This is a genomic window from Pseudomonas sp. 1L-E-NC-VB-C3 (assembly GCF_057291535.1).
In genome coordinates this window covers 48,885-72,175 of record NZ_JBXAWD010000011.1, presented here as the reverse complement: position 1 = coordinate 72,175, position 23,291 = coordinate 48,885, and the positions used below count along the sequence as shown (strand labels likewise).

Below are 23,291 nucleotides of genomic sequence, written 5' to 3'. Positions count from 1 at the left end.
GCCCTCCACCGAGTGATTGGTGGGGGGCTTTTTTGATGGTGGTTGTTGGTTTTTTTTGTGTAGGGCTGGAGATCTTTTCCCCCTCACCCCAGCCCTCTCCCCCAAGGGGGCGAGGGGGAAAGGGAGCCGACTTGTGTGCTTTTCAAAAATCGCGTTCACCTCGGCCATTCAGGTCGATGGAGTTCGCAAGAACACCTCGGTCGGCTCCCTCTCCCTCCGGGAGAGGGCTGGGGTGAGGGTTTGCTTTTGATTTTTGGAGGCAATGCGCTTGCCCGTCCGATCCGAAATCCCGCTCGCCTGCCCATTCTGCTGCTTGCCCATCCGCGCCTGGGTGATCAATCCCGGTATCAACTCCCCCTCCGGCAGATTCTTCCAGAACCGCACCGGCAGATGCCCTTGCATGACCTTCGGGTTCAACCGCGCCGGGTTGAAGATGTGGCTGTAGTAGGTCAACCACAAATCGCCGTGGGGATCGTCGACGTTCTGCGCCAGTTGCTGCCACTCAATCGGGCACTGCCGCTCGTGAATCAATTGCTCACCGTCGTAATAAACGCCGTCACGCGGTGTGGCGATCAACCAGCGATGCTGGCCCATGCGCCCGATAAAGTGCTCGCTGGCGCTGTGCAGAATGTCATGGGCCGGCTCGTGCCACGCCACGTATTGTGGACCGGGCAGATCCTTCGACCGCTCGATGAAACGCACGAATGCATGCAGATGATGGGCCTCGCGACTGACCTGCTTGATGCGCCGCTGCAACTCGCTGCCGAGTTTGTCGCCTGCCATCATCGCCGTGCGGTCGCCGTGACTGACGCGCCAGAGCACTTCATACAACAGGCTCCAGCGTTGCTCGCCGCGATAGCGCGCCGCTTGTTCGAGGGTGTCGAGCAGCGCACGGGGAATACGCGCCTGAAACGGCCCCTGCCCTTCGGGCACGTGCTCATCACTGGCAAACAGATCGCCCACCCCTTCCGCCGCCCAGCTCACCAGACTCGGATCGATTTCATGGCTGAGCAACCAGCGCGCCTGCTGACGCCATGTGTCGAACAGGTCATCGCAATCAAGACTGATCATCCCCACAACCCCATCTGCTGCGGCATCGGTCGGTCGCGCAATTGCTGATAGAGCATGTGGCTGGTGACTTCCGCCTGTTGCGGGTGGTAATCGCTGGTGATGATGAAAGGCTTCGCCTTGGCCAGCACGCAGCGCATCCGCGCCACGTCTTCGTAACGGATGCGGCGCTGGCGACGCAACTCGACCAGGCGCTCGGTGGTGCGCAAGCCGATGCCGGGGATGCGCGCGATCAACGTCGCGTCGGCACGGTTCAGGTCCAGCGGAAACACTTCGCGATTTTCCAGCGCCCAGGCAAGCTTCGGGTCGATATCAAGCGCCAGATTGCCCGGGCCTTTAAGCAATTCGTCAGCGCTGTAGCCGTAGCTGCGCAGGAGGAAATCAGCTTGATACAAACGGTGCTCGCGCATCAGCGGCGGCGCGGCGAGCGGTACGCTTTTCGGGCTGTCGGGGATCGGGCTGAACGCCGAGTAATAGACCCGGCGCAAACGGAAGTTGCCGTACAGCGACTGGGCGCTGTGGAGGATGGTGCTGTCATCGGTGTCATCGGCACCGACGATCAACTGCGTGCTTTGCCCGGCCGGGGCGAATTTTGCCGAGCGCGGCTCGTTCAACACTGTTTGCACGCCGGTGTAGATGGTGTTCATCGCTTGCTTGATCGAGGTGATGTCCTTCTCCGGCGCCAGCGTCTGCAGGCTGGCGTCGGTGGGCAATTCAATGTTGACGCTGAGACGGTCGGCATAACGCCCGGCTTCTTCGATCAAAGCAGGATCGGCTTCGGGAATGGTCTTCAAATGGATGTAGCCGCGAAATTCGTGCTCTTCACGGAGCAACTTCGCCACCCGCACCAGTTGCTCCATGGTGTAGTCCGCCGAGCGAATGATCCCGGAGCTGAGAAACAGGCCGCTGACGCAGTTGCGGCGGTAGAAATCCATGGTCAGCGTCACGACTTCTTCCGGGGTGAAGCGCGCACGCGGCACATCGCTGGAACGGCGGTTGACGCAGTACTGGCAATCGTAAAGGCAGAAGTTAGTCAGCAGGATTTTCAGCAACGACACACAGCGCCCGTCCGGCGTGTAGCTGTGGCAAATGCCCATGCCGTCCGTCGAACCGAGCCCGCTCTTGCCCTCGGAGCTGCGCTTGGGCGCACCACTGCTGGCGCAGGAGGCGTCGTACTTGGCGGCGTCGGCGAGGATGCTGAGCTTGTCGATGATTTGCATGGCACGGACTCTTTACTGTGTGCATATACAGTATAGGCTCGCCCGCCGCGAAACAAGTTGATGGATGACCCCTCGTCGGCTGGCCAGCTGAATTGTGGCCGCCCGCGAAAACCTGTGGGAGCGAGCCTGCTCGCGAAGAGGCCCTGCCAGTCACCGCAACTCAGTGATCAAACCGCCCACTGCAATATCAACCAGCTGTTCGCCCCGCTGATCAACACAAACAGCCCCCAGGCCAGCACCCGCGTGGGCCAGCGGTTGACGAACGGCCCCATCAACTGCCGGTCGTTGGTCATGCGAATCAGCGGGTACAAGGCAAACGGCAGTTGCAGGCTGAGCACGACCTGGCTCAACACCAGCAACTTGCCGATCGCGTTATCGCCCATGAGCCAGACGCCGATGAACGCCGGAATCAGCGCCAGCCCGCGAGTGATCAAACGCCGCTGCCAGCACGGGATGCGCAGGTTCAGATAGCCCTCCATGATGACCTGCCCGGCGATGGTCCCGGTGAAGGTCGAACTTTGCCCCGACGCGAGCAGCGCCACGCCGAACAGCACACTCGCCAGCGCACCGCCAACCAGCGGGTCGAGCAGGTGATACGCGTCCTGAATGTCGACCACATCGGTGTGTCCGGACTGGTGAAACGCCGCCGCCGCGAGAATCAGGATCGCCGCGTTGACCAGCAGCGCCAGGGCCAGCGAACCAATGGTGTCGATACGCGCGAGTTTCACCGCGTCCTGCTTGCTCGCCAGGTCCTTGCCGATCATCCGTGTCTGCACGATCGAGGTGTGCAGGTAAAGGTTATGCGGCATTACTGTGGCGCCGAGGATGCCAATGGCCAGATACAGCGGCGCGGCATCGCCGATGGCCGCCAGCGAAGGTTTGAAGCCCAGCGCCACGTCTGGCCAGTACGGTTTGATCAACAACAACTCGACGAAGAAACACACGCCGATGGTCGCGACCAGCACCAGCATGATCGCTTCGAGACGGCGGAAGCCCCGGTTTTGCAGGGCCAGCACCAGCAACGTGTCGAACGCCGTCAGGGCGATGCCGAAGGTCAGCGAGCAACCGAGCAGCAAGTGAAACGCGAGAGCGCAGCCAAGCACTTCGGCGAGGTCGGTGGCGATGATCGAGATCTCCGCCAGTATCCATTGCAGGCGCGCTGTCGGGGTGCTGTAGCGCTCGCGGGACAACTGCGCCAGATCGCGCCCGGTGGCGATGCCCAGCCGCGAGCACAGACATTGCACGACCATGCCGGCCAGACTCGCCAGCAACACCACGAACAACAGGCTGTAGCCAAAACGCGAACCGGCCTCGATCGCGGTCGCCCAGTTGCCCGGATCCATGTAGCCGATCGACACCAGCAAACCGGGACCGGCGAAACGCAGCACACGTTTGAAGAACGAGGCAGTCGGATCAACCGCAACACTGCCAGCCACTTCCGGCGGGCAAAACGGCGCGGTGGCGATTTTGGGCAGACTGAATTTCACGCACACATCCAGAAACAAAAACGGGAGCCCGGCAGCTTAGTCGTTTCGCCTGATGCCTTGAAGCGCAAAGATCACTGAACCTATGGGTTCACCCCCAACAACTGCTCGCGCAACTCGGGACTGCGTGTTCGCGGATCCAGCCAGATATCGAAAAACGCCTTGGCAAACTGTGGGTCCTCAATCTCATGCTGCAGCTTCTGGCCGACAAAAAACCGCGCGCCCTGCCCCGGCAGATACACGCCGGTAATCCGCGTGCCGGCCTGAACGTCGACAAACGATTGCTGCATCTGCTTCTGCCAGCCGGCCAATTGCGCTGAAGTGACCCCGGGACCGGCCAGGCGTTTGATCTCATCGACGCTGGTGCTGACCAGATCGTCTCGCGAGATGTTGCGCCGGTAGATCAGCTCCAGGGCAAACGGCTGGCCGTCCGCCAGAGGCCGCGCGGCACTCCACAAGCGCGCGCTGTAAACATCGAAGCCGAACACGCTGAAATCGCCACTGCCGATGATTTGCGCCCCTGGCACTGCGTCCTGCCAATTGGCCCACGTCGGCGTAAGCAACAGTGCCCATAAACCGATGCCACAACAGCCACGTACGAGCTTGGGTGTTCTGTTCATCGCCGTATCGTCTCCGCTGCATTCTGATGATCAAAGCATAGCCGGATTCGCGCCTGAATTTTTGTATACAAAAATTGCGAACATAGGCAGCAATCTTCAATCGGCAGTGCTAACGTGGCTCATCCTGACCCGATGGAGACACCCGCGTGCTGATCCTGAAATTGCTGCTGATTCCCGGTTTTCTCCTGCTGATTTCCCTGGCGGGCAAACGCTGGGGGCCGAGCGTGGCCGGGTGGCTGTCGGGATTGCCGGTGGTGGTCGGGCCGATTCTGTTTTTTCTGGCGATCGAACAAGGGCCGCAGTTTGCCGCGCAATCAGCGGTCGCGGCGCTGTCGGCAATGTTCGCGATGATCGCTTTCTGCATCACCTATGCGCAGGTGGCGCAGCGGGCGAACTGGCCGTGGGCGTTGACCATTTCACTGGCGGTTTGGGCCGCGCTGGCGGCGGTCTTGTCGGTGATCCCGGCGTCCTTGCCGTTCTCGGTGATTGCGGCAGCGGTGGCACTGCTCGCTTCGCCTTATCTGTTCCCCGAGGTGCAGCCGGTGTTGAACGGGCCAGCACCGAAGTCGGACAAACTGATCTGGCGGATGATCGCCGGTGCGGCGCTGACGCTGGTGGTGACGATGCTCGCCAGCACCGTCGGCGAACGCTGGAGCGGCCTGCTCGCGGTGTTCCCGGTGCTCGGCAGTGTCATGGCGGTGTTCTCGCAACAAACCCGCGGCCCGGCGTTTACCGCTGCGTTATTGCGCGCAACGGCAACCGGCATGTATTCGTTCTCGGCGTTCTGCCTGGTGTCGGCCTTGACGCTGCCGACCATGGGCCTCAGCGGCTTCGCAGTGGGAGTGGCAGTGTCGGTGGCGATGCTCGGGGTGACCCGGCGTCTGCTGGCGCGGCCAGTGGCCAAGGCGCAAGCACAATAACCGCCTGGACGAATCGCGCTGGAACGCCCGGCACGCTCCGTGGGATGATCGCCCGCCTCGCGCGACCATTTTCCGGAGATTTCAGATGTCATTGTTGAGCAAAAAAGCCGTCGTCCTGTTGCTGGCGGCCATCGCTGGTTTCGCCGCGATCAACGCGCACGCCGCCAAGGAAAAGGTCAAAACCGAGAAGGTCTCGCTGCTCGACGGCAAGTTTGCCTTTGTCCTGCCCAAAGGCTTTGTCGCCAACCCGCTGCCCGCCAGCCCGAGCGGGGCCAAGGGCACGATGTACACCAACCAGACCACCAAAACCGTGGTCATCGCCGCCGAAAACCAGATCCCGGCTGGGCAGAACGTCAAGGACAACGACGGTGAGTTTCTCGACGGCAGCGTGTCGAGTTTCATCGACGATCAGCGCAAGGCCCTGCCGGACTTCAACAAGCTCAGCGAAAAAAGCCTGACCCAAAAAGGCACCGGCCTGGGTTTACGTCAGGTAGACAGCACCGCCACCCAGGGCGGTGGCCAGACGCTGAACACGACGCTGCTGGCCGGCTCGGGGACGAAGATGGCGCTGGTGCAGGTGATTTCCCGCGCCAGCGACAAGAAAGCTCACGATGCCTTGATCAAAGCCATCGTCAAGGATTGAGCCGCTGCAACCAGCCATTCAGATCGCGCAATTCGGCCGCACTGATGCTGTGGCCGACGCCCGGATAAGCGTGAAACTCGGGCTTGTAATCGAGTTTCTGCAATAGCGCGTTGACCTCGGTGCCGTGACGGTAAGGCACCGGATCATCAGCGGTGCCGTGGCCGATAAAAATGCTCAGCGGCAGCGGCGCTTGCCCAGGCTTGAGTTCGGCTTTGAGCACCGGCAACAAGCGCCCGCTCAACGCGGCAAACCCGCCCACGACCGCTGGCGCGCGCAGGCCCACTTCGTAGCTCATCATCGCGCCCTGGCTGAAGCCGATCAGGTACACCTTGTCCGGCGCGGCGTGATATTTCTTCGCCGCCTGGGCGATAAAGTCGCGCAGCTTCTGGCCGCTGACCTTCAGATCATCGGTCTCGCCGTTGTAGGCGCCTTCACCTTTCTTGCGAAACCACTGGAAACGTCCTTCACCCAACGTCATCGGCGCGCGCACGGAAAGGTAGTTGTACTGCGCCGGCAGCTGAAACTTCATACCGATCAGATCGGCCTCGTTACTGCCGTAACCGTGCAGGAAAATCACCAGCGGACGTGGTTCAGCGTCGGCGTGGACCTGTTCGAGGTACTTGAGTGGCAGATCGGATTGCAGGGTGGTTTGCGCGTGAACGGCGGTGGATGCGAGCAGGGTCAGCAGGGCGAACAATTTCAGCATTGCAGCGTTCCTTCACAGAGTGTCGGGTTCGCGGGGGAGCCTAACATTCTCGGCTGAGGATCCAAATTTTGTGGAGTGGCTGATGGCCCTTTCGCGAGCAGGCTCGCTCCCACCGTTGAAATGCGTTCGTCTGTGGGAGCGAGCCTGCTCGCGAAGAGGCCCGCACCTTCACCGCAACCTATCAGTCGTTGGTCAGCTTGCCGGTACGAAACGGCACCCGCCCCGCCACTTTCGCCTGCCAGATCCCCGGCTCGGTATAACGCCCGCGATCAATCGCGAACAGCACACCGCTGGTGCCGGCGCGCACGGTGGTCACGCGATCCTGCAACGGGTCAACAACCTCGAACAGCGCATCGCCCTGCTCTACCCACTCGCCGGCATTGCGCAAGAAACTGACCACGCCATGGTGCGGGGCGAACAGGTATTCGGTGCCTTCGAACGGCAGACCTTCACAACATTCGCTCGGCGCCGCCGGCCACTCACCGCTGATGAAACCCTGCTCGGCGAGAAAGCCCAGAATCGCTTCGCAGTTGGCCTGAGCCTGATCGACGCGGGTGTCGCCCATGCTGCCCAGCTCCAGCGTCGTCGCCAGATTCGCCGCCGGAATCGCCGCGTTCGGGAATGCTTTGGCCAGACGCAACCATGGCGTCGAGCAGGACTCATCGAACGAACTGCCACCGGAGTCCTCGCAGAGCAATGCCACGCCCGCCTTCAGCCGCGCCGCCAGCGATTGCCACTGCGGCCAGTGTTGCGGCAGCGCATAGAGGTGAATCGCAGCGTCGAAGTCGCAATGCAGATCGAGGGTGATGTCGGCGTCGCAGGCGTGGCGCAGCAACAAGCGGTGCAAGGCCTCCAGTTGCGAGGCCGGCGCCGGCAACTCTTCGAAGACCTGAGCCATGGCCTGACGGATCAGCGCGACGTTGGCCTTGGCATCCGCGCCCAGACACTCGCCAACCAGCGCCGCGACCGGGGCGCTGAGTTCGACGAATGCGCGATTGAAGTTCTTGCCACTGCCCAATTCGAAGCGGCCCATGTGATTGCCTTGCAGATGTTGATCAAGGCCGATCGGATTGGCCACCGGCACCAGTTCGATAACGCCTTGCAAACGGCCCTGCTGTTCCAGTTCATTCAAGCGCAGCTTGAGTTCCCATGCGGTGCGCATGCCCGGCAATTCATCGGCGTGCAGGCTGGCCTGGATATACACCTTGCGGCTGCCGGCGCCGTAGCGGAAAACGCTGAGGGAGCGCTCGCTGCCCAAATGGCTCCAGGGCAGATCGTGGTCGATGCGTTGCATGAAAAACTCCTGAATAGCTGGATTACGCAAATCCCTGTGGGAGCGAGCCTGCTCGCGAATGCGTCAGGTCAGACGATGACGATATCGAATGTCAGACCGCATTCGCGAGCAGGCTCGCTCCCACAGAGAATTTCCATCAATAAAAAAGCATAAAAAAAGTGGCCACCGCGCAAACGGGGCCACTTTTTTTCACGGCGTATTAATGGCCATACACGTCAAAGTCGAAGTACTTGTCCTGGACTTTCTTGTACTCGCCATTGGCGCGGATTTCGGTGATGGCTTTGTTGAATTGCTCAGCCAGTGCGGTATCGCCCTTGCGCACGGCAATGCCAGCGCCGCCGCCGAAGTATTTGGCGTCTTCGTAGGTCGGGCCGACGAATTCGAAGCCTTTGCCGGCGTCGGTTTTCAGGAAACCATCGCTGAGGTTGACCGAGTCAGCGAGCATCGCGTCGATACGCCCGGAAACCATGTCGAGGTTGGCTTCCTGCTGCGAGCCGTAGCGCACCAGTTCGATCCCGGCCGGAACCAGCACTTCGGTCGCATAGCGGTCATGGGTACTGGCACGCAGCACGCCGACTTTCTTGCCCTTGAGTTCGGTCAGCGGGTCTTTGACGCCCGAGCCTTCCTTCATCACGAAGCGTGCCGGGGTGTGGTAGTACTTGATGGTGAAGTCGACGTTCTTCTTGCGATCGTCAGTGATGGTCATCGACGACAGGATCGCGTCGATTTTTTTCACTTTGAGTGCCGGGATCAGGCCATCGAACTCTTGCTCGACCCACGTGCATTTGACTTTCATCTGCGTGCACAGTGCGTCACCGATGTCCACGTCAAAACCAGTGAGTTTGCCGTCAGGGGTTTTCATCGAGAATGGCGGGTACCCGGCTTCGATACCGATGCGGATCGGCTTGTCGTCTTTGGCCACAGCGGTCAGGGACAACATCGACAGTGCCAGGGCACCGAACATCACTAGCTTTTTCATTTATTACTCCCGTGCGGAGGCTTTTATTGGCAGCTTTCGAGTCAGCGTTCGGTCATGGCGTTCTAACGGCAAAAACCGAAGTGGCCGGCAGTCTATGGCGGCGCGCACGGAGGCAATTGTTTTTAAGCGACAAATACTTACAGAACATCGGCGATCACTTTGACGAGAGTAAACGCGTGCGCCGTGTTGGTGCGAAGGATGTAGAACAAGACTGTTTTCAGAGCAAGAAACGCCGATCCCCCGTAGAGCTGCTGGAGGCTGCGATCTTTTGATCTTGTTTTTTTTGAGATCAAGATCAAAAGATCGCTGCCTCCGGCAGCTCCTACAGAAACGTCAGCATTCGCAGGCCACAGGTGTATTGGCGACTGACGCCGCGCTCAGTTCGAAACCTTCATCGAGCCATCCGGTGACGCCGCCGATCATCTCTTTCACCGGATAACCCAACGCCGCCAGCTTCACCGCAGCCTTGTTCGCCCCATTGCAATGCGGCCCGGCGCAATAGACTACGAACAAAGTGTGTTTCGGGTAATCGGCCAAGCGTTCCGCCGTGAGCAAGCGTGTCGGGATATTGATCGCGCCGGGTACATGGCCGCGCTCGAACGCCAATGGGCCGCGCACATCCACCAGAACGAAGTCGACCTCCCCGGCCTCTTGGCTACTGAACACGTCGGAACAATCGGTTTCGAAGGTCAGACGATTGCTGAAATGCATCAGGGCAATCGCCGAAGGTGCGGCGGGGATTTCGCGAACCAGGCTGGTCATGTTGTGTTGCTCCTTTGTCTGTGGGGGATGAACAGACTTTATCGAGACGGCGCTTGCCGCTACAGTGGCGCGCAAGACACCGACCGGGATTTTTCCGCCAAATGCTCACTCAGCCCAATCTGGTTGCCATTCTGGCCTACGATGGCCTCTGCACATTCGAGTTCGGCATTGCCGTGGAGATCTTCGGCCTGGCCCGACCAGAGTTCGATTTCCCTTGGTACGAGCATGCGATTGCCGCAGTCGATCCAGGCCCGATGCGCGCCATGGGTGGCATTCAGGTACTGGCCGATGGTGGCCTGGAATTGCTCGCCGCAGCGCGCACCATCGTCATTCCGGGCTGGCGCGACCGCAACGCCCCGGTACCGTCAGCGCTGATCGACGCATTGCGTCGGGCGCATGACCGAGGCGCGCGGTTGCTGTCGATCTGCTCCGGGGTGTTCGTCCTTGCAGCCAGCGGCCTGCTCGACGGCCACCGCGCCACCACTCACTGGCGCTATACCAGCGAACTGGCGCAACGCTTCCCGGCCATCGAGGTCGATCCGGACGTGCTCTACGTCGACGCGGGCCAACTGATCACCTCCGCCGGAAGCGCCGCCGGCATCGACGCCTGCCTGCATCTGGTGACACGTGACTTCGGCACGCAGGTCGCCAACGCCGTCGCGCGGCGCCTGGTCATGTCGCCACAACGCACCGGCGGCCAGGCCCAGTTCATCCCCACCCCGGTCAGCACGACGCCCCGCAGCGACCTGTCGCGCGTCATGCAATGGGCCCGCGAACGCCTGCACGAACCACTGGAAGTCCGCGATCTGGCCAGCGAAGCGGCAATGGGCGAGCGCACGTTTCTGAGGCGCTTCACCGAAGCCAGCGGGCAAACGCCCAAGGCGTGGCTGCAACATGAACGCTTGGCGCGAGCGCGGGAGCTGCTCGAGAGCACCCATCAACACACCGAGCAGATCGCCCAGCGCTGCGGCTATCGCTCGGTGGAAAGTTTTCGTGTGGCATTCCGCAGCGTGGTGGGTGTACCGCCGTCGGTTTATCGGGAGCGGTTTGGGCGAAGCAACAAGCTTTCGTTCCATCCCGCAGCGTTTTAAGCGCTGACGTTGACGGCGAGGCCGGCAGAAACGCTCACGGTGAAAATTGTGAAACGGAAAATGCGGCTTGCTTTATATTGATTCTGATATAACCTGAAAATCAAACGGGCACTGGCATTTCTTGCAATAAAACTCACCGTCGCCGCTTACGTTCAGCTATTACGCTTTTCCTTTTGACACAGGACAAGCCGATGCCGAAACACAAGGATGTGGTGTTCGTGGGAAGCGCGTTGAAAGATCTCAAAGCGTTCCCGGTTGATGCCCGAAGAGCGGCGGGGTTTGAGCTGGATCTGTTGCAACAGGGTGATGCCCCACTCGATTGGCGCCCTATGAAAACCGTAGGACGCGGTGTCAACGAAATCAGGATCACCGAGGACTCAGGGGCGTTTCGCGTGTTTTATTTAGTCAATCGACCTGAAGCAATCTGTGTGCTTCACGCCATGCACAGAACCACACGTAAAACGGAAATTAGAGACATCGAACTGGCCCGGGCCAGATATCAGGAAATAGGTTAAGCCATGAAGGAACATCAAGACTCATCCCAACGATTTTCCAGTGTATGGGATGCATTGGAGGACACGCCTCAGGAAGCTGCCAACATGCGTCTGCGAGCCAAGCTCATGCGTTCGCTTTGCGAGACCATTCGAGCGTGGGAGCTCCCTCAAAAGGACGCGGCACAAAGATTGGGAATCTCGCAGCCACGCCTCAATGATGTACTCAACGGGAAAATCGACAAATTCTCGCTGGATGCGTTGGTCAACCTGTCAGCTGCTGCAAGGCTGGAGGTGGACATTTGCTTTGCGTCAGGCCCGTTGCAATGGGCCTGACACTGGCTTTGCGTGGCAATGTCCACCCTGCATTCCGAGTTTTGAAATCGAGGGAGTTGAATAGCATGCAACTTCGCAGTTAACCATCGACATCATCCAGCTGCACAGGAGTTCCGCTGGATGATTCCTCCCCTTCAATCCTCCCGCGTCAAAACCTCCAGCAACTCAATTTCAAACACCAGATTCGAATTCGGCGGGATCTTGCCCATGCTCCGCTCGCCGTAGCCCAGATGCGCCGGTACCAGCAATTTGCGTTTGCCGCCGACCTGCATGCCCATCAGCCCCTGATCCCAGCCTTTGATCACCCGGCCAGTGCCGATCACGCACTGAAACGGTTTGCCTCGGCTCCAGGACGAGTCGAATTCAGTGCCGTCTTCCAGCCAGCCGGTGTATTGGGTGGTGATCAGCGCGCCTTTCACCGCGGCTTTGCCGTCGCCCGGTTGCAGGTCGATGATTTGCAGTTCGTCTGTCATGTCGTTGGCTCTCGAGATGTTTGCAGGCGGCGTTTTTCGCAGAATCCGGCGTCGATGGCAATCCATGGAACCGAAAACGCGCCTTGCCGCTCACATGTGTATCGACATCGTATGACGACAAGGATGCTTAGATGACCGACTCTCGATTGCTGCGCAGTTTCATCCCGCCCTACATCCTCAACCGCATCATTGCCCACGGTTCCGAGCCGCAGCGCAACGCCGCGATGCAGACGCTCAATCATGTACGCAGTCTACTGCCCAACCCCGGACGCCCTTCGCAGCCGCCAGCGCGGGCGATTCTGCCGGAAGCGAGCAAGCCGGGCGTGGCGCGGCGCAGTGTGCATGATGCGCAGAACAAAATGCTCTTGCCGGGCATGCCGGTGCGCCTCGAGGGCCAGCCGGCGTCCGGGGATCCGGCGGTCGATGAGGCTTACGATGCGCTGGGCGCCAGCTATGATTTCTTTTGGAAGGTGCTTGGTCGCGACTCGATCGACAATCAGGGATTCGCGCTGATCGGCAGCGTGCATTACGGGCAAGCCTACGAAAACGCGTTCTGGAATGGCGCGCAGATGGTTTTCGGTGACGGCGATGGCGAGATCTTCCAGCGCTTCACCCGCTCGCTCGACGTCATCGGCCATGAACTGGCCCACGGCGTCACCGAAAGCGAAGCCGGGCTGATTTATGCCAACCAGTCCGGCGCGCTGAACGAGTCGCTCTCGGATGTATTCGGCGTGTTGATCAAGCAATACATCCTCGGCCAAACCGCCGAGCAGGCAGACTGGCTGATCGGCGCCGACCTGCTGATGCCACAGATCCAAGGCAAGGGCCTGCGCTCGATGTCGCACCCCGGCACGGCATACGACGACCCGATGCTGGGCAAGGATCCGCAACCGGATCACATGCGCAAGTTCGTCATCACCAGCGAAGACAATGGCGGCGTGCACATCAACTCCGGCATTCCCAACCGCGCGTTTTACCTGGCAGCGCGAGCGTTTGGCGGCTTCGCTTGGGAAAAGGCCGGACACATCTGGTACGACACGCTGTGTGATGACCGTTTGAAACAGGACGCAACGTTCGACGCGTTCGCGAAACTGACGATCGACCATGCTGGCCAGCGCTTCGGCGCCGAAACAGCCGACACGGTGCAGCAAGCCTGGGCACAGGTCGGTATCGAATAATCTGAGGAGACCGTATGAAAACGCTACCCGAGCTGGATAAAGATTCCGTTTTGCGCGTATCTCGCCAGGGTGGCGTTGCAGCGATTCACAGCCTGAGCCGCCCACGGGAAATCGAATTCGCGCAATGCGACATCAGTCAGCGTTCGAGAATATGCTCGGTGCTTGAGGGTTGCCTGCCACTGGACAGCAGCGAATCCGGCCGTGGGGATCAGCGCTTCTACCAGATTGAGGTGCGCTACCCGTCAGGGGAAATGGTGTTGAAGGTGCCAGAGGATCAGGCGCCTGGGGAGCTGGTGCAGCTTTGGGACAAGGGGGAGCTTCTGTAAACGCTCCCCCCGATGTTCAGGCTATTTCTCGACGGGTTGCATCTCGACAATCGTGCCGTTGGTGATCATCACCATCACGTACTTGTCATTGATCTGCACCCACTGCGCCTGCTCGATCGGTGCTTTCAGACCTTTGGCTTTCCAGTTCTTCAGCGCCTTGTCTTCGCGCTGGTACATTTCCGGTGCGCGGTCGTTGACCTTCAGTTGGCGATCGCTGGTCGGCGATTGCACGGCGGGTTCGCTGGAGGTTTGCGCCGCTTGAACAACGGGCGTGATCCCGGCAATACCGGCAACAAGGGCCAGGCTGGCGATTAGGGTTTTGCTGTTCATCGGTGAACCTCTTTCAGATGGGTAGTACCTGAACTCCGACTGCGTGGCGCGGGAAACATTCCTTGTTTTTTTGCCGGAGGTGGCCGTTAGAAGGCTTTGTCCATCAGACCACCATCGCTGGCAAGCCAGCTCCCACAGGGTTTTGTATTACAGCGCAATTATTGACCTGAGCTCCGGTCCTCTCCTACAAAACCAAGCAAAGCAAAGCAAGATCAAAAGATCGCAGCCTTCGGCAGCTCCTACAGTTGGATCGCGTGAATTCGATGGAAACGGGTTCACCTGCAGGCCGTCGTCGCGATCAGGCTCGCCCCCACCAGAAAAGCAAAGCAGCGCAGCTGCCCGCAGCGAAGCCGCCCCACTCAACAATGAGCGCAAGCTCGAGTACTGCTTTTGATTTTGACCCACCGGCGACGTCGGAAGGCTGAGTGGAGGGATTGATCCGGGGGTGGGAGCGCAGCGACCGTCTGGCGCAGCCAGACACAGCGCAAGGAGGTGCAGCGAAGCAAACCGGAGGCGCTGCGCCCGGATCGATCCCGCAGCGAAGGAACCCGAGCCTGCGAGGGCCGAACGCAGGAGCAAGCGTTTTTTTGCTTACTTTTTTTAGGCGTTTGTAAAAAAAGTGAGTCGCCGTAAGGGCGAAACCCTAAGCGGCCATGACCGCAGCAACGGATATGTACCCGGTCAGCCAGAACAAATCATCGCCCGACGCGACGCAGGCTCGCTCCCACAAATGCGCCAGGCACTGAATCCATTGATCCGCCCCACGCATCAATCCATGCCAACAATGCAATTAACAGATTGTTACATCTGCGCCACCATCCACCTCAATAAAAACCGTGCGCCGCTTCTCCGTAGCGCACGTCATAAAAGCGGTGGAGTACTTTTCTATGACAGCCTCATTCCCAACCAACGGCTCGCGGGCCGGTGCCATCTTCCGGGTGACCTCGGGCAACTTCCTCGAACAGTTCGACTTCTTTCTGTTCGGCTTCTACGCCACGCAGATCGCGGCGGTGTTCTTCCCGGCGAGCAGCGAGTTCGCCTCGCTGATGATGACTTTCGCAGTATTCGGCGCCGGTTTCCTGATGCGTCCGCTGGGCGCCATCGTGCTCGGCGCCTACATCGATGACGTCGGCCGGCGCAAAGGTCTGATCGTCACCCTGTCGATCATGGCCAGCGGCACGATATTGATTGTGCTGGTGCCCGGCTACGAAACCATTGGCCTGTTCGCCCCGGCACTGGTACTGATCGGGCGGCTGCTGCAAGGCTTCTCGGCCGGTGCGGAATTGGGCGGTGTCTCGGTGTATCTGTCCGAAATCGCTACGCCGGGCCGCAAAGGGTTTTTCACCGCTTGGCAGTCGGCCAGCCAGCAAGTGGCGATCATCGTCGCGGCAGCGCTGGGCTACGGTCTGAACCAGTGGATGGAGCCGCAAGCCGTGGCAGCCTGGGGCTGGCGCATTCCGTTTTTCGTCGGCTGCATGATCGTCCCGTTCATCTTCTTCCTGCGCCGTAACCTGGCGGAAACCGAAGAGTTCGCCGCACGCAAACACCGTCCAAGCATGCGCGAAGTGTTCCGCACCCTCGGCCAGAACTGGGGCGTGGTACTCGGCGGAATGTTGATGGTCGCGCTGACCACCACCGCGTTCTACCTGATCACCGTGTACGCACCGACCTTCGGTAAGACCGTGCTGCACCTGAGCACTTCCGACGCGTTGCTGGTAACGCTGTTGGTGGGCGTGTCGAACTTCTTCTGGCTGCCGATTGGCGGCGCGTTGTCCGACCGTATCGGCCGTCGTCCGGTGCTGATCGGCATGGCCTTGCTGGCACTGGCCACGACTTATCCGGCGCTGTCGTTCCTGGTGCAGGCGCCGAGCTTCACCAACATGCTGCTGTCGCTGCTGTGGTTGTCCTTCATTTACGGCTTGTACAACGGCGCGATGATTCCGGCGCTGACCGAAATCATGCCGGTGGAAGTGCGCGTCGCCGGTTTCTCCCTGGCTTACAGCCTGGCCACGGCGATCTTTGGCGGTTTCACCCCGGCGATGTCGACCTTTCTGATCCAGTACACCGGCGACAAAGCCGCGCCAGGCTACTGGATGAGCATCGGTGCCCTGTGCGCTCTGTGCGCCACTCTTTACTTGTACCGCCGTGCCGGTGGTCGTCTGCAACCTGTCGCGGCCTGAGGAAAACTCGCCATGAAAAAACTTTTTACTGTCACCGCCCTGCTCGCCGGTCTCGCATTCAACTTCGCGGCCCAGGCCGAAGAACTCAGCGTGATGACCTCCGGTGGTTTCACTGCCGCCTACAAGATCCTCGGGCCGAAATTCGCTGCCGCAACAGGCAACACGCTGACCACCAGCCTCGGCCCGTCGATGGGCAAGGCGCCGGAAGCGATTCCCAACCGTCTGGCGCGCGGCGAGCACGCCGATGTGGTGATCATGGTCGGTTACGCCCTCGATGAGCTGATCAAACAAGGCAAGGTCGACCCGGCCTCCCGCGTTGAACTGGCAGATTCGCGGATCGGCATGGTGGTGCGTGAAGGCGCGGCGAAACCGGACATCAGCAGCGTCGATGGCCTGAAGAAAACCCTGCTTGATGCGCAGTCGGTGGCCTACTCCGACAGCGCCAGCGGCGTGTACATCGAGCAGCAGCTGTTCAAGAAACTCGGCATCGAAGATCAGTTGAAACCGAAGGCTAAAATGATTGCCAGGATCCCGGTCGGCTCGGTGGTTGCCACTGGCGACTATCAGTTGGGCTTCCAGCAGGTCAGCGAATTGCTGCCCGTGCCGGGCGTAAGCTTCGTCGCGAAGATTCCGGAATCGGTGCAGTCGGTGACGCGTTTTGCCGCGGGCATCCCGGTCAAGGCCGAGCATCCGGAAGAGGCCAAAGCCCTGCTCGCCTACCTCGCTGCACCGGCCGCTCAGGCTGATGTACAGGCCACCGGGCTGGATTCGGTCAAGCGTTGATCGCTGGCGGCTGGACGCGCATCTCCACGACCAGCCGCTCCAGTTCCAGTGCCGCCGGGGTCAACGTGCGATCCCGGCGCTTGATGATGCCGACACTGCGCATCACTTGCGGCTCAATCAGCGGCACCCGCGTCAGGATCGGATGATCCGGCCCGGGCATCGCCATCAACGGCACCGCTGCCACGCCCAGACCCGCCTCTACCAGACCGATCATCGTCGTCACATGCCGCGTCTCGCAGATGCTCTGACGCTGCGGCACCACCCCGCCCAAGGCCTGATCGAGCAGAAAGCGATTGCCCGAGGTCTTGTCCAGCGCGATGTAATCCTGCTTATAGAACTCGTCCCAACTGACGCTGCTGCGCCCGGCCAGCGGATGATCGCGACGACAGGCGACAACGTAGCACTCCTGCACAAGCGGTTCGAACTCGACTTTGGCATCCTGCGTGCCGAGAAAACTCAAACCGAAATCCGCCTCGCCATTGACCACCGCACTCAACACATCGTGAGCGCTGGAATCGAGGACTTTGACCTTGATCCGCGGAAACTGCTGGTGATAGCGCGCGACCACGCGGGGCATGAAGTAGTAGGCCGCCGAGGGCACGCAGGCGACGGTGACATGGCCCAGACGGGTCGAGGCGACTTCGCTGATGCCGAGCAAGGCAATGTCGAGATCATCCAGCAAGCGCTCGACGCTGGGCATGAAACCGCGCCCGGCCTGGGTCAGGCTGACCTTGCGCGTGGTGCGCTCGAACAGTTTCACGCCGAGGGCATCTTCGAGCTTTTCGATGCGCCGACTCAGCGCCGGTTGTGACAGGCGCACAGTGTCGGCAGCCTTGCGAAAACTGCCCTGCTCGACCACCGCGCGAAAGGCTTGCAGGTCGTTTAGGTCGAAGTTGATGGCCATGGCGTTTCCGGAAATTGATGCGCAGGGGTTATAAATGTAACCAGTTGATGCAAATTATTACAGACCTGATGGAAGCTGCCCTTGTGGGAGCGAGCCTGCTCGCGAACGCGGGGCATCAGTCAATGGATAGGTGGCTGACCCGGCGCATTCGCGAGCAGGCTCGCTCCCACATTGGTTCTCGAATGGTCTGGAGACCGCGTAACCCTTATCCTTGTCACCCCCGCCGTAGCCGTAGTCAGGAGTCGTTCCATGCCCCATGAAGGCAATCTGTTGCAAGCCGCCGTTGTGTTCCTGTTCGCGGCCGTGCTCACCGTGCCTTTGGCCAAACGTCTGCAACTGGGCGCGGTGCTCGGTTATCTGTTTGCCGGGGTGATCATCGGCCCGTCGGTGCTCGGTCTGATCGGCAACCCGCAAAGCGTTGCGCATATTTCCGAGCTGGGCGTGGTGTTGCTGCTGTTCATCATCGGCCTGGAGCTGTCGCCGCGACGCTTGTGGGTGATGCGCAAATCGGTGTTCGGCGTCGGTCTGGCGCAGGTGCTGTTGACCGCTTCGGTGATCGGCGTGCTGGCACTGTCGGTGTTCGGCCAGCCGCTGAACAGCGCGATTGTGCTGGGCCTCGGTCTGGCGCTGTCCTCCACTGCCTTTGGCTTGCAAAGCCTTGCCGAACGCAAGGAACTGACCAGCCCCCACGGGCGCCTCGCGTTTGCGATTCTGCTGTTCCAGGACATCGCGGCGATTCCATTGATCGCCCTGGTGCCGATGCTGGCCGGCGTCGATCATCACACCAGCACCGCCGACGATATTCGTCACAGCTTGCAGGTGCTCGGCGGCATTGCCGTGGTGGTGATCGGCGGACGGTATCTGCTGCGTCCGGTGTTCCGCGTGGTGGCAAAAACCGGTCTGCCCGAAGTGTCCACCGCCACCGCGTTGCTGGTGGTGATCGGCACGGCGTGGCTGATGGATCTGGTCGGCGTGTCGATGGCGCTGGGTGCGTTTCTCGCTGGTCTGCTGCTGGCGGACTCGGAATACCGGCATGAGCTGGAAGCGCAGATCGAACCGTTCAAGGGCCTGCTGCTCGGGCTGTTTTTCATCAGCGTCGGCATGGGCGCCAATCTCAGCCTGTTGTTGAGCGCGCCGATCACCGTATTGGGCCTGACCTTGTTGCTGATCGGTCTGAAATTGCCGCTGCTGTTCTTGGTTGGGCGCTTGGCAGGAGGATTGAACAAAATCAGCGCAATCCGCCTCGGCATCGTCCTTGCCGCCGGCGGTGAGTTTGCGTTCGTGGTGTTCAAGATCGGCCGCGATCAGGGCCTGTTCGAGCCGCGTCTGTACGATTTGCTGGTGCTGACCATCACCCTGTCGATGGCGCTGACGCCGTTGTTGCTGTTGATCTGCGCGCGTCTGGTCAGCCCGAAAGTGCAGCCGGTGGAAGTGCCGGAGAAATTCCGCGAAATCGACACCGAAGCGCCGCGCGTGGTGATTGCCGGCATGGGCCGGATGGGCCAGATCGTGGCGCGGATTCTGCGCGCGCAGAACATCAAGTTCGTTGCGCTGGACACCTCGGTGGAAACCATCGAACTGTCACGCAGCTTCGGCGGCGTACCGGTGTTCTACGGCGACCCGATGCGCCCGGAAATCCTTCACGCGGCGAAGGTCGGCGAGGCGGAATATTTCGTCATCGCCACGGACGATCCGGAGACCAACATCAAGACTGCCGAAGTGGTGCACAAGCTATATCCGCACATGAAAATCATCGCCCGCGCGCGTAACCGTCAGCACGTGCATCGCCTGGTGGATGTCGGCGCGGAAGCGATTCGTGAGACCTATTATTCGAGCCTGGAAATGAGCCGGCGCACGCTGGTCGGCCTCGGTCTGACCCAAGCCCAGGCCGATGCGCGGATCAAGCGTTTCAAGCATCACGACGAACAGGTGCTGGAGGCGCAACACGCCGTCTACGACGATGCCGCCAAAGTCCTGCAGACCGCCCAGGAAGCCCGGGCGGAACTGGCCAAATTGTTTGAATCGGATCAGCTCGAAGAGGAAGCCCGAAAATCCTGATCGTGCCTTGCCCAGAACCAACTGTGGGAGCGAGCCTGCTCGCGAAAGCGTCGTATCAGTCACCCAATACTTCACTGACAGATTGCATTCGCGAGCAGGCTCGCTCCCACAGGGGATTGGGTCAGACCAGTTCCAGCGCGGGTGCTGGCTCGACGGCTGCCACCGCAAACCGATCCGCCAGAAACGGCGTGATATCCAGCGGCAGCGGGTCGTCATTCACCAGTTTATCCAGCAGCACACCGGTAATCGCCGAGGTCAGAATGCCGGTGCGGAAGTGCCCGCAAGCATTCAGATAACCCTCGACCCCACGCATCGGGCCGAGGATCGGCAACTCATCCGGCGAGCCCGGGCGCAATCCCGCCCAGGTGCGCTTGAGGTTGACGTCCGCCAGCTCCGGCAGACAGCGCACCGCGCCCTGCACCAGCCCGGCGATTTCCGGGTAGGTGGTGGTGACGTCGAAGCCTTTGTCTTCGGTGGTGCTGCCGATAAGGATTTCGCCGTTGTCCTTTTGCGCCACGTAGCAATCGCTGGTGGTCAGGCAGCCGTTGAGGATTTTCGGCATGCGTTCGGTCAGCAGAATCTGCCCTTTCACCGGTTTCACCGGAATGCGAATCCCCGTGGCCCACTCACTCAGATCCGCCGCCCAGGCACCGGCGGCGTTGATCAGCGTCTTGCAGTGGAACACCCCCGCCTCCGCCGTCTGCACGCCGGTCACGCGAGTGCCGTGATGCAGCACGCCGGTGACGTTGGTGTTGACGAAGATATCGACGCCGTTCTGCCGCGCGCCTTCCATGTAGGCATCCGCGAGGCGGAACGGGCTGACCTGATGATCGCAGAGAAACTCCAGCGCCCCGCGCGCCTCATGGCTGACGCTCGGCTCCGCCGCGCGCAACGCCGCCTGATCGAGCCAGCGCACTTGATCAGCCAGATGCGGAATGCAGCCGACGATGTGCTCGGCGTAGAGCCGGTCTTCATCGTCATAGATCACGAATTTCAGCCCGGTCTTCTCGAACTTGCAATCCATGCCGTGATTGTCTTTCAGCTCGCGGTGCAGCGCCGGGTACAGCGCGTTGGACTGCAAGGCAAAATCGAAAAACGACGCCGGCAAGATATGCGGCGTACTGGCGTCCACCGCCACCGCTGCGCCCTGGGTTTCGCGCTTGCGGTTGGCCGACATCATGCGAAAGAAAATCACCCCGCAGCCGAGGCCGACCGACTCGCCGATCGCCCATAAACCACCCGCCGAAGCACGGGTCGCATTGCCGGGGCGCTTGGCGTCGATCAGTGCCACCTTGAGATCTTTGCGTTTGGACAATTGGTAGGCGCAGGAGGCGCCGATCACTCCGCCACCGGCAATGACCACGTCGTAGAACTTACTCATGGCAAGCGCCCTCCTTGCCGAGGGACTGGAACGCGGAAAACGGCACCGGATCGATTGGAAAGCGCGGGCGCAGCCAACCGACATCCTGACGTCCGGTGGCCTGGCGCAGGCGATCGCTGCAATAGCCGACGCACATCCGCCCCTGACAATCGCCCATGCTCACGCGGGTGCGCATTTTCAGGCTGGCGATGTCTTGCACACCCTGCTCCAGCGCCAGATCGATGTCGGCGCGGGTCGCATGTTCGCAGCGGCAGATCACCGTGTCGGCTGCGGGCAAAGCGATCTGACCAACGCCGCGCTCGGTGTAGCGATCCACCGCCGCACGAAAGCGCACGATGGCTCTGAGCTTGCTCGCGTAACGATCGCGGCGCACCCGGGCCAGCTCGGCGTCGAGCACACCGCGTTGCAGCAGGATCGAAGTGGCGGCGATCTTGCCCGCCAGCATCGCCGCTTCACCGCCGCGGATCCCGCCCATGTCGCCGGCCAGATGCACATGCGCCACGCTGCTTTGCTGCCAGACATTGGCGTGCGCACGCAGGTAGCCATCGTCGCTGAAGCCGTGATCAAGGCCCATCTGCTGGCTCAATTGCGTGCGCGGAATAAAACCGTAACCGACCGCCAGCGTCTGCACTTCGAAACGCTCGACCCGCGACAGATCCGCCTCCCACGTCGGCGAATACGGCGCGACGCTAACGCTTTTCAGCTCGCCGTCGCCATGGGCTTCAACCACGCCCCAACCATACTTCATCGGGATGCCGTGCAACTTGAGGTAAGCGAGCATGCTCAAGCCGTCGAGGAACAGCTGCGGCTTGTTCAGCAGCGCCAGACTCTCGCGGGCGATCTTGCCGAATGCGCAAGCCTCATAGACGCCGGCGACGCGCACGCCAGAGGCATGCAACTGGGTCGCAACCAGCGGCAGCAACGGCCCGGTGCCGGCGATGATCACCGGCCCCCGCGGCTTGACCACGCCACTCTTGATCTGCAACTGCAGACCGCCGAGCAGGATCACTCCCGGCAACGTCCAGCCGGGAAACGGTACGCTGCGTTCATGGCAACCGGCGGCCAGCAGCAGTTGCGAGTAAGCCATCTCGTGCAGCTGCTCATCGCCATCAAGCACCACCACTGCGCGGGTGCCTTCAGCGCCGACCACGCGATGGCTGAGGCGTACGTCGATCAGCCCTGACTGCTGCTGAAATTCACCGTGCAGTTTGTCCAGTGCTTCGGAATAACGCGGCCCGAGATAATCCAGCTGCACGCCATCACGCAACGGCCCGCGATAGACCACGCCGCCGAGGCGCGAAGCCTCTTCGAGCAAGGTGCAGCGCACGCCGTGGCGCGCCAGTTCGATGGCCGCCGCCATTCCCGCCGGCCCGCCGCCGACAATCAACGGTTGCAGGCTCATACAACCTCCTGCCCGACGACGCGGTTGACTCGGGTTTCAATCAGCATGCCGTCGCGCACTACGGTCTGGCAGGCGCGGCGCTTGTGGCGACCGTTGATTTTCACCAGACAGCACTGGCACACGCCCATGCCGCAATAGGCGCCGCTGATCTGATCGTGATCGTTGCGTGCGATCTGGCGCACGCCGAGGGACTGGATGACGCTCAGAACGGTTTCACCGATGGCGGCGCTGACCGCTTGGCCATTGATGTGCACGGTCATGTCCGCCTGCACCAAGGGCTGGATATCGAAGGTTCTTTCTAGGCAGTTCATTACGGTATTCGTCCGTGAAGATTCAGTTGAAGTTGTGACAGCTCCTTGCTGCACTACGCCTCGTCGACGCTTTTTTATTGCTGTGTTTTCAACGTCGACGCGGATACTTCGTCAGCGCAACAAGGTGCGCGACAAGCACTGTAGCTCATACCTCAGCAAAGGCCTGGATCATTTACGGTAGGCGATATCGCCAGACGAAATATTGATCCAGGCCAGTGAAAATGGCGGGATGGAAACGGTTAGTTGGAGAAGACGACCTGGCCCCGCAGAATGCAAAAAGCCGCTTTCACCCGAAGATGAAAGCGGCAGAGGCATCCTGCCTCAGAGGGATCAGTGTACGAACAGGGCGAT

At 60.8% G+C, this 23,291-nt stretch carries 25 protein-coding genes; 11 read left to right on the top strand and 14 right to left on the bottom strand.

Annotation, left to right across the window (positions count from 1 at the left end; all coding sequences use genetic code 11):
• Positions 1 to 168: 168 nt before the first annotated feature.
• From AC0Z5Z_RS18780 to AC0Z5Z_RS18765, 4 genes are all read right to left on the bottom strand, one after another.
• Entirely contained in the window at positions 169 to 1,071 is a 903-nt protein-coding gene (locus AC0Z5Z_RS18780) for a TIGR03915 family putative DNA repair protein (RefSeq protein WP_236168606.1), read from the bottom strand.
• Entirely contained in the window at positions 1,068 to 2,288 is a 1,221-nt protein-coding gene (locus AC0Z5Z_RS18775) for a putative DNA modification/repair radical SAM protein (protein ID WP_024013352.1), read from the bottom strand. Before AC0Z5Z_RS18775 ends, AC0Z5Z_RS18780 begins: the two co-directional genes overlap by 4 nt.
• Positions 2,289 to 2,455: 167 nt before the next feature.
• A complete protein-coding gene (locus AC0Z5Z_RS18770; protein WP_236168605.1) occupies positions 2,456 to 3,775 on the bottom strand; it encodes an Nramp family divalent metal transporter in 1,320 nt (439 codons plus the stop codon).
• An 80-nt stretch (positions 3,776 to 3,855) separates the two neighbouring features.
• Positions 3,856 to 4,392, bottom strand: a complete 537-nt coding sequence (locus AC0Z5Z_RS18765) for a chalcone isomerase family protein (RefSeq protein ID WP_485611514.1) — start codon at positions 4,390 to 4,392, stop codon at positions 3,856 to 3,858.
• Positions 4,393 to 4,538: 146 nt separating this feature from the next.
• Between AC0Z5Z_RS18765 and AC0Z5Z_RS18760 the strand changes: the two genes are divergently transcribed.
• Positions 4,539 to 5,312 (top strand): hypothetical protein, encoded by a 774-nt coding sequence (locus tag AC0Z5Z_RS18760; RefSeq protein WP_056789034.1) that lies wholly within the window; start codon positions 4,539 to 4,541, stop codon positions 5,310 to 5,312.
• Positions 5,313 to 5,397: 85 nt separating this feature from the next.
• Positions 5,398 to 5,955 carry a DcrB/PsbP domain-containing protein gene (locus AC0Z5Z_RS18755; RefSeq protein ID WP_310216747.1) on the top strand — a complete coding sequence of 186 codons (558 nt, stop codon included), beginning with the start codon at positions 5,398 to 5,400 and terminating at the stop codon, positions 5,953 to 5,955.
• Here the strand turns inward: AC0Z5Z_RS18755 and AC0Z5Z_RS18750 are convergent.
• The 3 genes from AC0Z5Z_RS18750 to AC0Z5Z_RS18740 form a co-directional block, all read right to left on the bottom strand.
• Positions 5,945 to 6,661, bottom strand: a complete 717-nt coding sequence (locus tag AC0Z5Z_RS18750) for an alpha/beta hydrolase (protein WP_485611513.1) — start codon at positions 6,659 to 6,661, stop codon at positions 5,945 to 5,947. The two genes, AC0Z5Z_RS18755 and AC0Z5Z_RS18750, sit on opposite strands and share 11 nt — an antisense overlap.
• 181 nt (positions 6,662 to 6,842) lie before the next feature.
• Complete coding sequence (locus AC0Z5Z_RS18745) at positions 6,843 to 7,955, bottom strand: succinylglutamate desuccinylase/aspartoacylase family protein (protein WP_485611512.1); 1,113 nt, start codon at positions 7,953 to 7,955, stop codon at positions 6,843 to 6,845.
• A 199-nt stretch (positions 7,956 to 8,154) separates the two neighbouring features.
• Positions 8,155 to 8,934 carry an ABC transporter substrate-binding protein gene (locus AC0Z5Z_RS18740; protein ID WP_056789026.1) on the bottom strand — a complete coding sequence of 260 codons (780 nt, stop codon included), beginning with the start codon at positions 8,932 to 8,934 and terminating at the stop codon, positions 8,155 to 8,157.
• 26 nt (positions 8,935 to 8,960) lie between these two features.
• Here AC0Z5Z_RS18740 and AC0Z5Z_RS18735 point away from each other — a divergent pair, with 26 nt between their 5' ends.
• Positions 8,961 to 9,206 (top strand): hypothetical protein, encoded by a 246-nt coding sequence (locus AC0Z5Z_RS18735; protein WP_095182018.1) that lies wholly within the window; start codon positions 8,961 to 8,963, stop codon positions 9,204 to 9,206.
• Positions 9,207 to 9,267: 61 nt separating this feature from the next.
• On the opposite strand, the gene AC0Z5Z_RS18730 is transcribed toward AC0Z5Z_RS18735, so the two are convergent.
• Positions 9,268 to 9,696 carry a rhodanese-like domain-containing protein gene (locus tag AC0Z5Z_RS18730; RefSeq protein WP_041477005.1) on the bottom strand — a complete coding sequence of 143 codons (429 nt, stop codon included), beginning with the start codon at positions 9,694 to 9,696 and terminating at the stop codon, positions 9,268 to 9,270.
• 101 nt (positions 9,697 to 9,797) lie between these two features.
• On the opposite strand from AC0Z5Z_RS18730, the gene ftrA reads away from it, so the two are divergent.
• The 3 genes from ftrA to AC0Z5Z_RS18715 all read left to right on the top strand — a co-directional run bounded on the left by ftrA (position 9,798) and on the right by AC0Z5Z_RS18715 (position 11,614).
• A complete protein-coding gene (gene ftrA, locus AC0Z5Z_RS18725; RefSeq protein ID WP_485611511.1) occupies positions 9,798 to 10,787 on the top strand; it encodes a transcriptional regulator FtrA in 990 nt (329 codons plus the stop codon).
• Positions 10,788 to 10,978: 191 nt separating this feature from the next.
• A complete protein-coding gene (locus AC0Z5Z_RS18720; protein WP_485611510.1) occupies positions 10,979 to 11,302 on the top strand; it encodes a type II toxin-antitoxin system RelE/ParE family toxin in 324 nt (107 codons plus the stop codon).
• Positions 11,303 to 11,305: 3 nt separating this feature from the next.
• On the top strand, positions 11,306 to 11,614 hold the full coding sequence (locus AC0Z5Z_RS18715) for a helix-turn-helix domain-containing protein (RefSeq protein ID WP_095182022.1): 309 nt from the start codon (positions 11,306 to 11,308) through the stop codon (positions 11,612 to 11,614).
• 134 nt (positions 11,615 to 11,748) lie between these two features.
• Here AC0Z5Z_RS18715 and AC0Z5Z_RS18710 read toward each other — a convergent pair whose 3' ends face one another.
• Positions 11,749 to 12,087 (bottom strand): FKBP-type peptidyl-prolyl cis-trans isomerase, encoded by a 339-nt coding sequence (locus tag AC0Z5Z_RS18710; protein WP_095182023.1) that lies wholly within the window; start codon positions 12,085 to 12,087, stop codon positions 11,749 to 11,751.
• Between the two features lie 131 nt (positions 12,088 to 12,218).
• Between AC0Z5Z_RS18710 and AC0Z5Z_RS18705 the strand changes: the two genes are divergently transcribed.
• Positions 12,219 to 13,265, top strand: a complete 1,047-nt coding sequence (locus AC0Z5Z_RS18705) for a M4 family metallopeptidase (protein WP_485611509.1) — start codon at positions 12,219 to 12,221, stop codon at positions 13,263 to 13,265.
• Between the two features lie 14 nt (positions 13,266 to 13,279).
• On the top strand, positions 13,280 to 13,591 hold the full coding sequence (locus AC0Z5Z_RS18700) for a protealysin inhibitor emfourin (protein ID WP_305381043.1): 312 nt from the start codon (positions 13,280 to 13,282) through the stop codon (positions 13,589 to 13,591).
• Between the two features lie 21 nt (positions 13,592 to 13,612).
• On the opposite strand, the gene AC0Z5Z_RS18695 is transcribed toward AC0Z5Z_RS18700, so the two are convergent.
• On the bottom strand, positions 13,613 to 13,921 hold the full coding sequence (locus tag AC0Z5Z_RS18695) for an RcnB family protein (RefSeq protein ID WP_150634977.1): 309 nt from the start codon (positions 13,919 to 13,921) through the stop codon (positions 13,613 to 13,615).
• Positions 13,922 to 14,808: 887 nt separating this feature from the next.
• Here AC0Z5Z_RS18695 and tcuC point away from each other — a divergent pair.
• Positions 14,809 to 16,101: a tricarballylate/proton symporter TcuC gene (gene tcuC, locus AC0Z5Z_RS18690; protein ID WP_485611508.1), complete on the top strand. Its 1,293-nt coding sequence runs from the start codon at positions 14,809 to 14,811 to the stop codon at positions 16,099 to 16,101.
• Positions 16,102 to 16,113: 12 nt separating this feature from the next.
• Positions 16,114 to 16,884 carry a substrate-binding domain-containing protein gene (locus tag AC0Z5Z_RS18685; RefSeq protein WP_122612173.1) on the top strand — a complete coding sequence of 257 codons (771 nt, stop codon included), beginning with the start codon at positions 16,114 to 16,116 and terminating at the stop codon, positions 16,882 to 16,884.
• On the opposite strand, the gene AC0Z5Z_RS18680 is transcribed toward AC0Z5Z_RS18685, so the two are convergent.
• A complete protein-coding gene (locus tag AC0Z5Z_RS18680) occupies positions 16,874 to 17,788 on the bottom strand; it encodes a LysR family transcriptional regulator (protein ID WP_150634976.1) in 915 nt (304 codons plus the stop codon). The genes AC0Z5Z_RS18685 and AC0Z5Z_RS18680 overlap by 11 nt on opposite strands.
• A gap of 249 nt (positions 17,789 to 18,037) precedes the next feature.
• Here AC0Z5Z_RS18680 and AC0Z5Z_RS18675 point away from each other — a divergent pair, with 249 nt between their 5' ends.
• Positions 18,038 to 19,846 (top strand): monovalent cation:proton antiporter-2 (CPA2) family protein, encoded by a 1,809-nt coding sequence (locus AC0Z5Z_RS18675; protein WP_485611507.1) that lies wholly within the window; start codon positions 18,038 to 18,040, stop codon positions 19,844 to 19,846.
• Between the two features lie 121 nt (positions 19,847 to 19,967).
• Here AC0Z5Z_RS18675 and hcnC read toward each other — a convergent pair whose 3' ends face one another.
• From hcnC to AC0Z5Z_RS18660, 3 genes are read right to left on the bottom strand one after another with little or no spacing between them, the layout of a single operon-like run.
• A complete protein-coding gene (gene hcnC / locus AC0Z5Z_RS18670; protein ID WP_485611506.1) occupies positions 19,968 to 21,227 on the bottom strand; it encodes a cyanide-forming glycine dehydrogenase subunit HcnC in 1,260 nt (419 codons plus the stop codon).
• Positions 21,220 to 22,629 carry a cyanide-forming glycine dehydrogenase subunit HcnB gene (hcnB, locus tag AC0Z5Z_RS18665; protein ID WP_485611505.1) on the bottom strand — a complete coding sequence of 470 codons (1,410 nt, stop codon included), beginning with the start codon at positions 22,627 to 22,629 and terminating at the stop codon, positions 21,220 to 21,222. Before hcnB ends, hcnC begins: the two co-directional genes overlap by 8 nt.
• Positions 22,626 to 22,940, bottom strand: a complete 315-nt coding sequence (locus AC0Z5Z_RS18660) for a (2Fe-2S)-binding protein (protein WP_130927315.1) — start codon at positions 22,938 to 22,940, stop codon at positions 22,626 to 22,628. Before AC0Z5Z_RS18660 ends, hcnB begins: the two co-directional genes overlap by 4 nt.
• Between the last annotated feature and the right edge of the window lie 351 nt (positions 22,941 to 23,291).

Excerpts from the sequence above, each read along its gene's own strand:
- AC0Z5Z_RS18780 (WP_236168606.1), bottom strand. The coding sequence starts at position 1,071 with ATGATCAGTCTTGATTGCGATGACCTGTTCGACACATGGCGTCAGCAG.
- AC0Z5Z_RS18775 (WP_024013352.1), bottom strand. The coding sequence starts at position 2,288 with ATGCAAATCATCGACAAGCTCAGCATCCTCGCCGACGCCGCCAAGTAC.
- AC0Z5Z_RS18765 (WP_485611514.1), bottom strand. The coding sequence starts at position 4,392 with ATGAACAGAACACCCAAGCTCGTACGTGGCTGTTGTGGCATCGGTTTA.
- AC0Z5Z_RS18755 (WP_310216747.1), top strand. The coding sequence starts at position 5,398 with ATGTCATTGTTGAGCAAAAAAGCCGTCGTCCTGTTGCTGGCGGCCATC.
- AC0Z5Z_RS18750 (WP_485611513.1), bottom strand. The coding sequence starts at position 6,661 with ATGCTGAAATTGTTCGCCCTGCTGACCCTGCTCGCATCCACCGCCGTT.
- AC0Z5Z_RS18745 (WP_485611512.1), bottom strand. The coding sequence starts at position 7,955 with ATGCAACGCATCGACCACGATCTGCCCTGGAGCCATTTGGGCAGCGAG.
- AC0Z5Z_RS18740 (WP_056789026.1), bottom strand. The coding sequence starts at position 8,934 with ATGAAAAAGCTAGTGATGTTCGGTGCCCTGGCACTGTCGATGTTGTCC.
- AC0Z5Z_RS18730 (WP_041477005.1), bottom strand. The coding sequence starts at position 9,696 with ATGACCAGCCTGGTTCGCGAAATCCCCGCCGCACCTTCGGCGATTGCC.
- ftrA (WP_485611511.1), top strand. The coding sequence starts at position 9,798 with ATGCTCACTCAGCCCAATCTGGTTGCCATTCTGGCCTACGATGGCCTC.
- AC0Z5Z_RS18720 (WP_485611510.1), top strand. The coding sequence starts at position 10,979 with ATGCCGAAACACAAGGATGTGGTGTTCGTGGGAAGCGCGTTGAAAGAT.
- AC0Z5Z_RS18715 (WP_095182022.1), top strand. The coding sequence starts at position 11,306 with ATGAAGGAACATCAAGACTCATCCCAACGATTTTCCAGTGTATGGGAT.
- AC0Z5Z_RS18710 (WP_095182023.1), bottom strand. The coding sequence starts at position 12,087 with ATGACAGACGAACTGCAAATCATCGACCTGCAACCGGGCGACGGCAAA.
- AC0Z5Z_RS18705 (WP_485611509.1), top strand. The coding sequence starts at position 12,219 with ATGACCGACTCTCGATTGCTGCGCAGTTTCATCCCGCCCTACATCCTC.
- AC0Z5Z_RS18700 (WP_305381043.1), top strand. The coding sequence starts at position 13,280 with ATGAAAACGCTACCCGAGCTGGATAAAGATTCCGTTTTGCGCGTATCT.
- AC0Z5Z_RS18695 (WP_150634977.1), bottom strand. The coding sequence starts at position 13,921 with ATGAACAGCAAAACCCTAATCGCCAGCCTGGCCCTTGTTGCCGGTATT.
- tcuC (WP_485611508.1), top strand. The coding sequence starts at position 14,809 with ATGACAGCCTCATTCCCAACCAACGGCTCGCGGGCCGGTGCCATCTTC.
- AC0Z5Z_RS18685 (WP_122612173.1), top strand. The coding sequence starts at position 16,114 with ATGAAAAAACTTTTTACTGTCACCGCCCTGCTCGCCGGTCTCGCATTC.
- AC0Z5Z_RS18680 (WP_150634976.1), bottom strand. The coding sequence starts at position 17,788 with ATGGCCATCAACTTCGACCTAAACGACCTGCAAGCCTTTCGCGCGGTG.
- AC0Z5Z_RS18675 (WP_485611507.1), top strand. The coding sequence starts at position 18,038 with ATGCCCCATGAAGGCAATCTGTTGCAAGCCGCCGTTGTGTTCCTGTTC.
- hcnC (WP_485611506.1), bottom strand. The coding sequence starts at position 21,227 with ATGAGTAAGTTCTACGACGTGGTCATTGCCGGTGGCGGAGTGATCGGC.
- hcnB (WP_485611505.1), bottom strand. The coding sequence starts at position 22,629 with ATGAGCCTGCAACCGTTGATTGTCGGCGGCGGGCCGGCGGGAATGGCG.
- AC0Z5Z_RS18660 (WP_130927315.1), bottom strand. The coding sequence starts at position 22,940 with ATGAACTGCCTAGAAAGAACCTTCGATATCCAGCCCTTGGTGCAGGCG.